Here is a 14,287-nt window from a genome sequence, read left to right as displayed (position 1 = left end):
CAGCTGATTCATGACTGATTAAGATTAAGAGCCTGCCCAAACGCAGGCTCTTTTTGTTTTATACCCAAATGACTTTAAAGGCTGATAAAACCTCAAGGTTGTTTAGGTATACAATAACTTCATTGATTTCAGGTTAGGTTCGCTATGGAACTGGTTATTTCCCTATTACAGCAAATGTGTGTTTACTTGGTACTGGCGTATATGCTGAGTAAAACGCCGATCATTTTACCTTTGCTGAGCATCTCTTCGCGTTTAAGTCACCGCTTAATTTGTTATGTACTCTTCTCGGGATTTTGTATTCTCGGCACCTACTTTGGTCTGCACATTAACGATGCGATTGCCAACACCCGTGCGATTGGCGCGGTGATGGGCGGATTATTCGGCGGACCTGTGGTTGGTTTCGCTGTCGGTCTCACTGGTGGTATTCACCGCTACACGCTGGGTGGTTTTACTGATTTAGCCTGTGCAATCTCGACAACCGCCGAAGGGGTCATTGGTGGCCTGCTCCATGTATACCTAATCAAACGCAACAAAGGCGCTCTGCTGTTTAACCCAAGCGTTGTATTCAGCGTTACCTTTGTGGCTGAAGTGGTACAGATGATCTTGCTGCTCGCGGTCGCAAAACCATTCGACCAGGCTTATGAATTGGTATCAGCGATTGCTGCTCCAATGATCATTGCCAACTCGTTTGGCGCTGCTCTGTTCATGAGCATTCTTCAAGACCGAAAAACCATTTTCGAAAAATACTCGGCAACCTTTTCACGTCGAGCGTTAACCATTGCCGACCGATCAGTAGGCATTTTAAGTAACGGTTTTAACACTGAAAACGCAGAAAAAATCGCCCGTATTATTTATGAAGAGACAAAAGTAGGCGCGGTCGCGATTACCGATCAGGAAAAGATCCTCGCCTTTGTGGGTATCGGCGATGATCACCATAAACCAAACACGCCTATCTCTTCACAGAGTACGTTGGACTCAATGGAGAAGAACGACATCATTTATCTCGATGGCACAGAACGTCCATATCAGTGCTCAATCGCGAAAGACTGCAAACTGGGTTCTGCGCTTATCATTCCACTGCGTGCAGGTAAGGAAGTCATAGGTACGATTAAGCTCTATGAGCCGAAGCGAAAGCTGTTTTCAACGGTCAACATGTCAATGGGAGAAGGGATTGCCCAATTATTGTCGAGCCAGATCTTATATGGCGATTACCAGCAACAACAAGCCTTGCTAGCTCAGGCAGAAATCAAATTATTGCATGCACAAGTCAACCCGCACTTCTTGTTCAATGCACTGAATACCATCAGTGCCATCACGCGTCGTGATCCAGATAAAGCGCGTGAGTTGATTCAGAATTTATCGCACTTCTTCCGCAGTAACTTAAAACAAAACATCAATACTGTGACGCTAAAAGAAGAGCTCGCCCATGTGAACTCCTACCTGAGCATTGAGAAAGCACGTTTTACTGACCGTCTGGAAGTCGAGATAGATATTGAACCAGAATTACTCGATATCAAATTACCAAGCTTTACACTCCAGCCTCTGGTTGAAAACGCCATCAAACACGGTATTTCTAATCTGCTGGAAGGCGGTAAAGTCAAAATATACAGCCAAGTGCATCCACAGGGACACCTTATTACCGTAGAAGACAATGCTGGCAGCTTTGAGCCACCGAAAGATAACCACTCGGGATTAGGCTTGGAAATTGTCGATAAACGCCTCACAAATCAATTTGGACGTGATTCAGCGCTAAAAATTACGTGCGAGAAGCATCAATTTACTAAAATGAGTTTTATCATTCCCCCGAATTCGTAAAAACGTCAGTCAGAATAAAGGTAATAGTGGATGTTAACCGCTCTCGTCATTGATGATGAACAATTTGCTCGTGAAGAATTAGCAGAGTTATTGTCCGAAACAGGCCAAGTCGAGGTGATAGGCGATGCCTCAAACGCCATTCTCGGCCTGAAGAAAATCAATGAGCTTAAACCTGATGTGGTGTTCTTAGATATCCAGATGCCTCAAGTCACCGGCATTGAACTGCTCGGCATGCTCGACCCTGACACGATGCCTTACGTGGTTTTTGTTACCGCCTATGACCAGTATGCGATTCAAGCTTTCGAAGATAATGCTTTTGACTATTTACTGAAGCCTGTTGATCCGAACCGCCTCAATAAAACCGTAAAACGTCTGAATAAGACCATCAACCAGTCGACACTAACTCAGCAATTTTCAGCCATTGCGCCAGACACTTTAGACCAGATACCTTGTATTGGTCATAACCGGATTGTGATTATGGCTACCGATACCGTTGAATGCGCCTATAGCGATATCAGTGGGGTTCACGTTCGATCTGTGAGCCAAACCGCCAGTACACAATTAACGCTAAAAACCATCGAAGAAAAAACGCCTCTGGTTCGGTGTCATCGGCAGTATCTAGTCAGTATCAAAGCGATCAGCGAAATTAAACTGTTGGAGAACGGGTTAGCGGAAATCATCACCAAGACGGGCTTTGAGATCCCTGTGAGTCGACGCTATCTGAAAGTACTCAAAGAAATGCTTGGTATCAATAATTAACTCCGACACAAAAAAGGCGACCTTGAAGTCGCCTGTTTATTACTATTCGCTCGTTTTAATCAATTTGTTTGATCTGTAGCTCTTTAGGTACTTCGAAGAACATGTTTTCTTCTCTGCCTGAAACTTCATCGACGGAGCGCGCACCAATCAGTTCCTTAATGCGTTCAAGAATCTGATTAACCAACTCCTCTGGTGCCGATGCGCCAGCGGTCACACCCACTTTCGTTTTGCCTTCGAACCATTCAGGTTTGATGTCTTCAGGGCAATCTGTCAGGTAACCCGGCGTACCCAGCTTTTCTGCTAGTTCTTTTAGGCGTGTAGAGTTAGACGAGTTCTTAGAACCCACCACAACCATCACATCCACATCACTCGCCATGTCTCGCACTGCATCCTGACGGTTTTGTGTTGCGTAGCAGATATCATCTTTACGCGGGCCTTGGATATCAGGGAATACGCGGCGCAGTTCGTCAATCACGTCGGCCGTCTCATCAACAGAAAGTGTGGTCTGGCTTACGTAATGCAGATCGGAAGGATCTTTAACGATCGCTTTGAGCTTCTCTACATCAGCAGGTGTTTCTACTAAGTACATACCGCCAGTTTCACTCGCGTACTGTCCCATGGTGCCTTCCACTTCAGGGTGGCCTGCGTGACCAATCAGTATCACTTCCATATTGCGGCGGCTTGCACGCGCCACTTCCATATGGACTTTAGTTACCAGTGGACAAGTTGCATCAAATACCGTGAGATCGCGTAGCTTCGCTTCTTGGCGAACTGCTTGTGATACACCATGAGCAGAAAAAATCACAATGTTATTGTCAGGCACTTCATGTAACTCTTCGACGAAGATCGCACCGCGTTGTTTGAGCCCTTCGACTACAAAACGGTTGTGAACCACCTCATGACGTACATAAATCGGTGGCTGGTACATCTCTAGCGCACGCTCTACGATGCTAATCGCACGGTCAACACCGGCACAAAAACCGCGTGGGTTAGCTAATAGGATTTTCATTTCATTGCTCATGGAAATTATCTTTACTTAGGTTCGCTATGGAGCGCTATTCTACTGACAAAATCTCGACTTCGAAAGTCACGTCTTGTCCTGCCAGAGGGTGGTTGAAGTCAACCGTTACTGAATCACCAGCAATTTCAGTAATGATGCCCGGGATTTCCATACCATCCGGACCGCTGAATGCCATGATGGTACCAACCTCGACTTCTGCGTCGCCAACAAATTTGGCGCGATCCATATAATGGATATGATCTGGATTTGGCATACCAAATGCGTCTTGCGCTTTTAGTTCAATGGCTTTTTGCTCACCCGATTGCAGGCCAACCAGACACTGCTCAAAGTTTTCGCTCAGGCTACCATCCCCCATCACAAATTTAGCTGGCTTGCCCATGTTATGAGTACTGTCTGCCACCGAGCCATCGTTCATTTTAATGGTGAAGTGCAGAGTCACTACCGAATCATTAGTAATTGTTGTCACGTTACGGCTTCCTTATTCTTAGGTCAGTCAGCGCTTTTGACTGTATTTATGACGGTGCGCTGATGTTCGCTCCAACATAATAAAAAGCGCCGCACGAATCAACGGACGACGCCTAAGGTTATTGGAATATTGCTGGCCAGATTTACTTCTCAGACTCTTTTTTTCGAAATCCATCAAGGATAATCATTGCCGCACCAACACAGATCGCCATATCTGCAAGGTTGAAAGCCGGCCAATGATAATTCCCCCAGTAGAAATCGAGGTAATCGACCACAAAGCCATGAATCACGCGGTCGAAAACGTTGCCTACAGCGCCACCAATAATCATGGCGTACGCGATATTGTTCCACTTTTCTTTCGCTGAAAGCTTGCTCATCCAGTAAGTCAGAAGGCCTGACACAATGAACGCAATCCCAGTGAAGAACCAACGTTGCCAGCCCGCCTGATCACTCAAGAAGCTGAATGCGGCACCATAGTTATGAACATACAGAAGGTTAAAGAAAGGCAAAACTTCAATACGGTTTGCCCAGCCGAACCCCATGTTGTTCATCACAACATACTTAATGCCAATATCAGCCAGAAAAATCACAATCGCCAGCCATAGCCAACGTACACCAGATTGCTTTAATGGAATATGACTCATTTCTATCCCTATCTCAATCAACTAACCCAATACAAACTCATCATTCCCGATAGTAAGGAACGAACACAATAAGGGACCTAAACTGTCATTAATACCATAGATATCCCACTCGCTGGTTATCTCCTTGCAAGGATAACGTGAGTGAAATTCACAGGTAAGAGACTGTACTGGATAATAAAAATAACCCCAGTAGATACTGGGGCTATAGAATTGCTAAAAAGTTCCGAAGACATTAATACTCTAAATTATTGGTGCTGTAGCGAGGCGACACATTTATGAAGCTCCTGAACATAGTGGCCTATGTGATGGAGTTGGTCCGGCATCCCGGAATAAATGTAGTCAACAAAGCTACTGCGCCAAAAATGACGAGTATTTATGCGAATTTACGTACTTCGCCTTCACCTTCAACGTTCGACACACAACGTCCACAGATTGTCTCGTGACCCGCGATTGTGCCTACGTCTGGAGTGTGGTGCCAACAACGGTCACACTTCTCAGATTCCGTTGCTTTCACTTCAACGAACAGACCTTCGATATCTGTCGCTTGTGCTGCGTCAGACTTCTCGCTTAGTGGCTTCACTGTTGCTGCAGAAGTCAGTAGTACGAAGCGTAGTTCATCTTCCAGTTTGTTGATTTTCGCAGCCAGTGCGTCATCAGCAAATAGCGTTAGTTCAGCTTGAAGTGCACCACCGATGGTTTTCTCACCACGTGCCGCTTCGAGTAGTTTGTTCACCGCACCACGAACTTTCTGGATTTCAGTCCAGAACTCGTTGCTTAGTGCTTCATCTTCAGTAAGACCAAACAGACCATCGAACCACTCACCAGTAAACACGAACTTGTCACGCTCACCTGGCATTTCGCTCCAGATTTCATCTGCAGTGAAAGACATGATAGGAGCCATCCAACGAACCAGTGCTTCTACGATGTAGTAAAGTGCAGTCTGACAGCTACGTTGAGCGTGACCGCCACGTTTTGCTGTGTACTGACGGTCTTTAATCACGTCTAGGTAGAATGAACCCATTTCGATAGAACAGAAGTGCATTAGGCGCTGCATTACGGCGTGCGTATTGTACTCGTCGTACGCTTTCACGATCTCTTCTTGCGCAGCCAGTGCACGGCCTACCGCCCAGCGATCCAGAGCAACCATTTCTTCAGCAGGAACGATGTCTGTTTCTGGGTTGAAACCATTCAGGTTCGCAAGGAAGAAACGCGCAGTGTTACGGATACGACGGTACGCGTCTGCACTGCGTTTTAAGATTTCATCAGAAACCGCAACTTCACCAGTGTAGTCTGTCGAAGCAACCCATAGACGCAGGATATCTGCACCTAGCTTGTTGGTTACATCTTTTGGTGCAACAACGTTACCGATAGATTTCGACATCTTGCGGCCATGACCATCAACAACGAAACCATGAGTCAGTACTTGCCTGTAAGGCGCTACGTCTTTCATCGCGATAGATGAAATCAGAGACGACTGGAACCAACCACGGTGTTGGTCAGAACCTTCCAAGTATAAATCTGCGCTGTTACCGTTGTATTCTTCACGAGCATCAACAACAGAGAAGTGAGTAACACCTGAGTCAAACCATACGTCTAGCGTGTCTAACACTTTTTCGTACTGGCTTGCTTCTTCACCCAGAATCTCAGCTGCATCCACATCCCACCATGCTTGAATGCCTTTCTCTTCAACCAGTTTTGCCACGGTTTCGATCAGTTCAAGCGTATTTGGATGAAGTTCAGAAGTCTCTTTATGTACAAACAGAGCGATTGGCACACCCCAGGTACGTTGACGAGAGATACACCACTCAGGACGACCTTCAATCATACCTTCAATGCGGCTTTGACCCCACTCAGGCATCCACTGAACACCCTTGATTGCTTCTAGTGCTTTTGCACGCAGGCCAGCCTGGTCCATTGATACGAACCACTGAGGTGTTGCACGGAAAATGATTGGAGTCTTATGACGCCAACAGTGTGGGTAGCTGTGCTCGTAAGCGTGATGATGCAGTAGCGCGCCTTTTTCTTTTAGCGTTTCAACAACGGCATCGTTTGCTTTAAATACGTGCTGACCAGCGAATAGCTCAGTATCTGGCAGGTAAACGCCATTTGAGCCAACTGGGTTTGCTACTTCCAAATTGTACTTTTGGCCAACCGCGAAGTCTTCCTGACCGTGACCAGGTGCAGTGTGTACAACACCAGTACCTGAGTCAGTAGTAACGTGATCACCTAAGATCGCCGGTACAGTGAAATCGTAGAATGGGTGTTGGAACTGAGAAAGCTCTAGGTCCGCACCTTTGGCAAAACCAAGGTTGTGGAAGTGCTCAATGCCCGCGCGATCCATTACCTCTTTTGCTAGCTCAGCAGCAACGATAATACGCTCTGGGTTGTCACCTTCAACCTGGATAAGTACATACTCAAGATCGTCACGCAGACACACAGCGCGGTTCGCTGGTAATGTCCAAGGCGTTGTTGTCCAGATAACGATAGAAACGTCACCCTTACCTTCATGACCTTGAGTCAATTCGAACTTAGACAGAAGTGCCGATTCGTCCGCAGTTTTAAAACGTACGTCGATAGATGGAGATACTTTATCTTTGTATTCCACTTCTGCTTCAGCCAATGCGCTACCACAATCTGTACACCAGTGAACAGGTTTGAAGCCTTTTAGCAGGTGACCTTTGCTCGCGATTTTACCAAGCGCACGGATAATGTTCGCTTCAGTATCGAAATCCATAGTGCGGTATGGTTTATCCCACTCACCCAAGATACCAAGACGCTTGAAACTCTCTTTCTGACCTTCTACCTGGCCTGATGCGTATTCACGACATTTTTCGCGAAATTCTGCTGCAGTTACTTTTTGGCCTGGTTTGCCTACTTTCTTCTCTACCATCAATTCGATAGGCAGACCGTGGCAGTCCCAGCCAGGGATGTAAGGTGCGTCAAAACCTGAAAGTGTTTTGGATTTAATAATAATGTCTTTAAGAATCTTGTTTAGTGCGTGACCAATGTGAATGTCACCATTTGCGTAAGGAGGGCCATCGTGCAATACGAATGACTTTTTGCCTTTCTTAGCTTTACGGATTTCACCGTAAAGATCTTCTTTGTACCAACGCTCAAGCATTTCTGGCTCACGATTAGCCAGATTGCCGCGCATTGGAAACCCTGTTTCAGGTAAGTTCAGGGTATCTTTATACTCACTCATCGATTCTTAATTCCGTTATATTGGGCGAAAATTAGACATTATGTTGAACGGTGGAATAAACCGCTCAACCCTTAAGCTGACGCAGCCACACCCTTGCTGCTTCAGCATCCAATTCAATTTGTTGTTTAAGTGCTTCAAACGACTCAAACTTTTGCTCATTTCGAAGTTTGTGCAAAAGTTCCACTTCTAGTTGCTTGCCATATAAATTGGCATGAAAGTCAAATAAGTGTACTTCTAACTGCTGGCGAACGCCATTTACCGTTGGTCTTTGGCCAATGTTAGCCACACCACCCATTGGTTTATCGCCTAAGCCAAGCACTTGAACAACATAGACTCCGGAAACCGGAGAGACACAGCGTTTCAGAGGAATATTCGCAGTAGGGAAACCAATCGTTCTGCCCAGCTTTCTTCCATGGGAAACACGCCCGCTGATGCTGTAATTTCTTCCCAGCATGTCATGTGCGGAATGCAAGTCATCACCAGCCAAGGCTTCGCGAATCGCGGTACTGCTGACTCGTAACTGTTGTAAACAAAAGCTTCGGGTACTGACGACTTCAAAGCCGTATTTTTCCCCGGCTTCTTGCAACATAGCAAAGTTTCCTGTGCGGCCCTGGCCAAAACAGAAATCATCACCAATGACAAGAAACTTAACACCCAAACGCTCGACCAACAAGTCACGGATAAACTCTTCCGCCGTCAAGCTGGCAAAATGTCGATTAAAATTGACACATAGCAAACGATCGATGTCGAGCTTGCTTAGCTGGACGAACTTATCGCGCAATCGTGTCAACCTTGCTGGTGCTTTGTCTTTAGCAAACAGCTCCATCGGCTGAGGTTCAAAGGTCATCACAACCGAAGGTAACGAAAGTTTCCTCGCCTGTTCAGATACTTGCTGCAATACTTGTTGATGGCCTCTGTGTACGCCATCGAAATTGCCAATAGTCAGAACACACCCGTAGTGATGCGATGTGATATTGTGAATGCCTCTGATCAGTTCCATTGGATACTGCTTTATGCCCCTGTTTTTACTTTGCACTGTGTGAAACTGACGGATTATATACTAATCCCCCTTACTCTGTCCCAGCTTTTAGGTCTTTTAAGCGTACACCTGTTAAAAATAGAACCACAAGGTAGACTGCAGCACCTAAGGCGATCAACATTCCCAACACAGCACTACGGTGTGCAAAGCTCCAGTCTAGCCAGACAGGCATCTCTTCCATTTGCCACATGATGGCTGCGACCATCGCTGCGCCAGCAAGAAATAAACGCATAATAAAGAAGACAGTACGTCTGGTCATTTGGTAAACCCCCGCTAAATGTAAGCCTCGGTATAGCAGTACCATGTTCACAAGGGCAGATAGAGCCGTCGCAACAGCCAAACCAACATAACCATAGAAGTAGGCAAAAATGGCGTTAAACACCATGTTGGTCACCATCGCTATGATGCCGTATTTCACTGGTGTTTTGGTGTCCTGACGAGAGTAGTAACCCGGAGCAAGTACCTTGATCAACATAAAGTTTAATAAGCCAGATGCGTAAGCGAGCAGTGAAAGTGAGGCTTGGTGTACATCTTGTGGAGAGAACTCACCACGCATAAATAGCACCATCAGCATTGGTTTAGCCAACACCATCAAACCCAACATGGCTGGAATACCGAGTAGCGTGACCATGCGTACCCCCCAGTCCATGGTATGAGCAAACCCTTCGCTGTGGGCATCAACGTGCTTACGAGAAAGTGCCGGCAGAATCACGGTCGCAATGGCAATACCAAACAACCCGAGCGGGAATTCCAATAAGCGGTCCGAATAATACAGCCAGCTTATCGACCCTGTTTGAAGAAAACTGGCAATAAAGGTATCAAACAGCAGGTTAATCTGACTAACTGATACACCAAATAAAGCCGGGATCATCAAGGTACGTATCTTTACTACCCCCGGATCGCGCCAACCCCATTTAGGTTTGACCATCACGCCTGCTTTAATAAGGAAAGGAATTTGAAACAGGAACTGAACTAAGCCACCCAAGAAAACACCAATCGCAAGGCCAATCTCAGGCTGTGACATCTGCGGCGAAATAAACCAAGCCGACAGTATGATCATGACGTTCAAAAATACGGGGGTAAATGACGAAACGGCAAACTTGCCGAGAGTATTGAGAATTGCACCAGACAGTGCGACGAAAGTAATGAACCATAAATAGGGGAACGTAATTTTGAGCATCATACTAGCGAGCTCAAATTTTTCTGCCGACGGTCCACCATTCATCCAGTCCAAAAACCAGCCAAAGCCAAACAGTGCAGTGACTACGCCAGAGCCGAGTACACCAAACAAAGTCACCACAGAGACAATCACACCCAGTGTTCCGGCAGCTCGCGCAATGAGATCTCGGGTTTTATCCATGTCACCCTGGGCATGACTTTCAGTTAGAACGGGAACAAATGCTTGGGAAAATGCACCTTCAGCAAATAAACGTCGTAAAAAGTTGGGAATTTTATTGGCAAAGAAAAAGACGTCTGCACTCGCCCCTGCCCCCATTAGGTTTGCCACTACTACATCACGTACTAAACCTAGAACGCGGGAAATAAGCGTCATGGCACTTACGATCATGCCTGACTTGAGCAGTCGTTTACTCACTGTAACCTCGGAATATAACTATAATAAAGCCAACCCTATACCTTTGGGTTCGCGGTGGCTCTAAATAGGCGTCAAAAATTTATCCGCTTATTGTTAGTTCTATGCGGATAATTATTAGCATTGGTATAAAAATGCTGTTAGAATCCCCGCCATCTTAACCGCGATGACCTCTCTTACCAAAACTTGTTTTGGTTTAGAACGGTTTTTGCACAAATCATTTGACATTTAAGCGCAAATGAGGGATATTCCTCGCCCTTAAATTGTCACAGAACTAAGTTTTTGGGAGTTAGACCCTTGGCAAATAGTAAATCTGCTAAGAAGCGCGCTATCCAAGCTGAGAAACGTCGTCAGCACAATGCTAGCCGTCGCTCAATGATGCGTACTTACATGAAGAAAACTGTTGCTGCTATCGTAGCAGGCGACAAAGAAGCTGCAACTGCTGCATTTGCTGTAGTTACACCTATCCTAGACCGCATGGCAACTAAAGGCCTTATTCATAAGAATAAAGCAGCACGCCATAAGTCTCGTTTCGCTGCACAAATCAAAGCTCTTTAATAGAGTCCTGATTTTACAGTGAAGAAAAAACCGACTTTGTGTCGGTTTTTTTATATCTAAATTTCGCAATAAAAAAGCTGGCACTGCCAGCTTTTCTTTTCTCTATTTGCCAGACCAAACGCATCTCCAGTACTACCGTACGTAAATGCGCTGACCAGATCAGGTTACTCGCTTTCGCAATACAGTCCGTGAAGGGTTTTAATCAACGTTTTCACCTCATCACTTTTTAAGGTGTAGAACACCGTTTGCGCTTCTTTCCTTGTCGCGACCAATTCATCACGACGTAACCACGCCAAATGTTGAGACAATGCCGACTGGCTTAACTCTAGTTTTGCACACAACTCGCCAACAGACAGCTCTTGGTTATGCAGCATGCAAAGAATTTGTAAACGTCTTTCGTTTGCCATCGCTTTGAGCAACACGACGGCTTTAGCGGAGTTTTTCTCCATGTCTTGTAGATTCATGTGTTGGACCTCTAGCTACAACTTACCTATTCCAACTCTGGCTAGCTAGTTGTGTTGCAAAAATTTTTCCTGTGACACCCAAATAAATAAAAGATGTCGCAATATTGATAACTTTGAAATAGTCTTTTGATTGACGCCATAGAGTTTGCATCGCTCTCAGAAGTACAAACTCTCTCATCACGAGATACCAATGGTACTAACAAGCTACAAAGTTACTTAAGTCTCATTTAGATTTATATTTTGGACGATAGTAATCTATTTATTTGCGCAACGATACGTGTTTATTCAAACATTTGGCTAAAATCAGCATCACAAACGTTCTTAACTGCTGGATGCTGAATCATACGCTCAGCAAAAATAACATAATATTCTTCCTTTAAATCACCGACATGACCAATTAATTGTAACTTGCGGTCGTCTTCAATTTCGGACATGTAGACCGTAGGTGCCAGGAAGATAACATCATCATGATATCGTGCGAATGCTTTCATCAACGCCACATCATCAAACTCTCCCAACACATCTGGCTGTAAACCTTGGCGATCAAACCATTGAATCACTTTACGCCCCATTGCTGTTCGGCTGGCTGGAATCAAGAGCTTTTTCTGTTCCAGAATTTCTGGAAATTTCACTTCGTCTATTTCAAACGAAGCAAAAAAACTCATACTGCTCTCACCGAGCTTCTTACTATAGAGGCCAGGGCTTTGAGTCGAATCAACAGGGCAATCGGATAAAATCATATCGAGTTTGTGTTGTGATAATCGCTCGAGCAACAGTTCGTGAGTCGATTCGTAACAACGCAGATGGATACTGTCATCTTCAGGAACCGTGGTCATGAGCACTTTGCTGACCAGACGCTTTGACAGCGCATCCGCGACTCCGACTTCAAACAAGATATTGGAGTGCTGGCTATAATTCACAATATCCAACATCTCATAACTCAAGCCAAACATGCGGTCAGCGTATTTAAACACTAACTGACCCAATTCTGTTGGTTCTACAGTACGACCATTTCGCTTTGTTAATTTTCCTTTCATTCGCTCTTCAAATGCTTTGATTTGCCCAGTCACAGTTTGAGGAGTAAGGAAAAGAGCTTCGGCGGCTTTAGTAACAGAGCCTTGCTTGCAGACCATCCAGAAGTAATACAGGTGGTTATAATTTAGATGTGACATACCCAGTCCCCGGAAAGAAGGTGATTGCTTTTATATCAAATGTGACAACGATAAACAATTAATTCGAAAAAACCACAATAAACACACAAAAAAACAGATTTTACCGAACAAATAAAATTCACATTGTCATAAACAACAACCCAACATGCAGTTTTTATCATTCCCCCCTCAAACTCCGCGCAAAAAGACCAACTTTAAAGCCATTTAATTTCAACAAGTTAAACCTAACTAAAGAAAAATAAAAAAGTAACTGTCAAAAATGACAGTAAAAAGCTTTTAAAGACACGGATCTGTCATATTAATGAAATATTTTATCTCTAACATCGCTCGCAGTTTCAACTAAAGACCTCAAAACATAAAGCAAGGTCAACGGAGAAAATTATGATGAACCAAGCTACTTCGGCAGCGGCGCCAATCTCGAGATCAACTCATTGGTTACGCTGGGCTAACTTGGCATTCATGCTGTATCTGCTTCTTTTAGCAGTATCTATGGTTGGTAGTGGCTTCAAATGGGCGACTGGCGACCAGGCGAAAGTACTGTTTGAATTTGCATCCCACCCTATCGCTGGTCTTATGATCGGTCTGGTGGCAACGGCCCTAATCCAATCCTCTAGTACAGTAACTTCTATTATTGTGGGCTTAGTTGCAGGTGGTCTGCCTGTAGAAACCGCCATTCCAATGATTATGGGTGCCAACATTGGTACAACGGTTACTAATACGCTCGTTTCTCTAGGTCACATGCGTTGTAAAGAAGAGTTCAAGCGCGCTTTTGCCAGTGCGACGATCCATGACTTCTTCAACCTGCTTGCTGTCGCTATCTTCTTACCTTTAGAAATGATGTTCGGCTTATTAGAAAAGGTTTCTCATTGGCTGGTTTCACCACTTCTGAATACTGGCGATATGAGCATGAAAGGCTTCGATTTTATCAAGCCGATCACAAAACCTGTCGTTTCAGCAATCAAAGAGCCATTATCCACATTCGGCGACGCATTTGGTGGTGCGATTCTTATCCTGCTTGGTATTGCAACTATCTTCGTTGCTATCACTGTGATGGGTAAACTGATGAAGAGCCTGATGGTGGGTCGTGCACGTGACATCCTTAAGAATGCTATTGGTCGTGGCCCTATCCACGGTATCCTTTCTGGTTCGATCGTGACTGTACTTGTGCAATCATCTTCAACAACAACAAGCTTAATGGTTCCGCTAGTGGGCACTGGCGTACTGAAAGTACGTGACATCTACCCATTCACTCTGGGTGCTAACATTGGTACATGTATTACAGCGCTTCTGGCAGCAACGGCTGTCTCCGGTGAGTTCGCGGTGTTTGCACTACAGATTGCACTGGTTCACCTGACATTTAACGTTGCAGCGACACTATTAATCTTTGGTATTCCGTTCTTACGTGAACTGCCACTAAAAGGCGCAGAAAAGCTTTCAGAGATGGCAATTAAGAACAAAGCTGTTGTAGGTGGTTACCTAATGTCAGTATTCATTCTTTTACCAGGTGCAATTCTGGCCCTGACTGCATAATAATAACGAAGTACCATCGCTTACTTT

The 14,287-nt window shown here is 45.1% G+C and carries 12 protein-coding genes; 4 read left to right on the top strand and 8 right to left on the bottom strand.

Annotation, left to right across the window (positions count from 1 at the left end; all coding sequences use genetic code 11):
- Positions 1 to 144: 144 nt before the first annotated feature.
- Both ACWYU8_RS16500 and btsR read left to right on the top strand, forming a co-directional pair.
- Positions 145 to 1,815 (top strand): LytS/YhcK type 5TM receptor domain-containing protein, encoded by a 1,671-nt coding sequence (locus ACWYU8_RS16500; protein ID WP_457520830.1) that lies wholly within the window; start codon positions 145 to 147, stop codon positions 1,813 to 1,815.
- A gap of 30 nt (positions 1,816 to 1,845) precedes the next feature.
- Positions 1,846 to 2,574 (top strand): two-component system response regulator BtsR, encoded by a 729-nt coding sequence (gene btsR / locus ACWYU8_RS16495; protein WP_457520829.1) that lies wholly within the window; start codon positions 1,846 to 1,848, stop codon positions 2,572 to 2,574.
- A 55-nt stretch (positions 2,575 to 2,629) separates the two neighbouring features.
- Here btsR and ispH read toward each other — a convergent pair whose 3' ends face one another.
- The 6 genes from ispH to murJ form a co-directional block, all read right to left on the bottom strand.
- The gene (ispH, locus tag ACWYU8_RS16490) at positions 2,630 to 3,595 is read right to left on the bottom strand and encodes a 4-hydroxy-3-methylbut-2-enyl diphosphate reductase (RefSeq protein ID WP_457520828.1); all 966 of its coding nucleotides are present in this window, start codon (positions 3,593 to 3,595) and stop codon (positions 2,630 to 2,632) included.
- Between the two features lie 34 nt (positions 3,596 to 3,629).
- Positions 3,630 to 4,061 carry an FKBP-type peptidyl-prolyl cis-trans isomerase gene (gene fkpB, locus ACWYU8_RS16485; RefSeq protein ID WP_457520827.1) on the bottom strand — a complete coding sequence of 144 codons (432 nt, stop codon included), beginning with the start codon at positions 4,059 to 4,061 and terminating at the stop codon, positions 3,630 to 3,632.
- Between the two features lie 142 nt (positions 4,062 to 4,203).
- Positions 4,204 to 4,704, bottom strand: a complete 501-nt coding sequence (gene lspA / locus ACWYU8_RS16480) for a signal peptidase II (protein ID WP_457520826.1) — start codon at positions 4,702 to 4,704, stop codon at positions 4,204 to 4,206.
- A 373-nt stretch (positions 4,705 to 5,077) separates the two neighbouring features.
- A complete protein-coding gene (ileS, locus tag ACWYU8_RS16475; RefSeq protein WP_457520825.1) occupies positions 5,078 to 7,906 on the bottom strand; it encodes an isoleucine--tRNA ligase in 2,829 nt (942 codons plus the stop codon).
- 64 nt (positions 7,907 to 7,970) lie between these two features.
- On the bottom strand, positions 7,971 to 8,906 hold the full coding sequence (ribF, locus tag ACWYU8_RS16470; protein WP_457520824.1) for a bifunctional riboflavin kinase/FAD synthetase: 936 nt from the start codon (positions 8,904 to 8,906) through the stop codon (positions 7,971 to 7,973).
- A gap of 70 nt (positions 8,907 to 8,976) precedes the next feature.
- Positions 8,977 to 10,539 (bottom strand): murein biosynthesis integral membrane protein MurJ, encoded by a 1,563-nt coding sequence (gene murJ / locus ACWYU8_RS16465; protein ID WP_457520823.1) that lies wholly within the window; start codon positions 10,537 to 10,539, stop codon positions 8,977 to 8,979.
- A 294-nt stretch (positions 10,540 to 10,833) separates the two neighbouring features.
- Between murJ and rpsT the strand changes: the two genes are divergently transcribed.
- On the top strand, positions 10,834 to 11,094 hold the full coding sequence (gene rpsT / locus ACWYU8_RS16460; RefSeq protein ID WP_444494563.1) for a 30S ribosomal protein S20: 261 nt from the start codon (positions 10,834 to 10,836) through the stop codon (positions 11,092 to 11,094).
- Between the two features lie 164 nt (positions 11,095 to 11,258).
- Here the strand turns inward: rpsT and ACWYU8_RS16455 are convergent, their stop codons facing one another.
- The gene (locus ACWYU8_RS16455) at positions 11,259 to 11,558 is read right to left on the bottom strand and encodes an ArsR/SmtB family transcription factor (RefSeq protein WP_457520822.1); all 300 of its coding nucleotides are present in this window, start codon (positions 11,556 to 11,558) and stop codon (positions 11,259 to 11,261) included.
- 281 nt (positions 11,559 to 11,839) lie between these two features.
- On the bottom strand, positions 11,840 to 12,730 hold the full coding sequence (gene nhaR, locus ACWYU8_RS16450) for a transcriptional activator NhaR (protein WP_457520821.1): 891 nt from the start codon (positions 12,728 to 12,730) through the stop codon (positions 11,840 to 11,842).
- Positions 12,731 to 13,111: 381 nt separating this feature from the next.
- Here nhaR and ACWYU8_RS16445 point away from each other — a divergent pair, with 381 nt between their 5' ends.
- Entirely contained in the window at positions 13,112 to 14,260 is a 1,149-nt protein-coding gene (locus ACWYU8_RS16445) for a Na/Pi symporter (protein WP_457520820.1), read from the top strand.
- Positions 14,261 to 14,287: the final 27 nt, after the last annotated feature.

Source organism: Vibrio limimangrovi (genome assembly GCF_054064025.1).
This window is presented reverse-complemented; position numbering and strand designations above follow the sequence as displayed.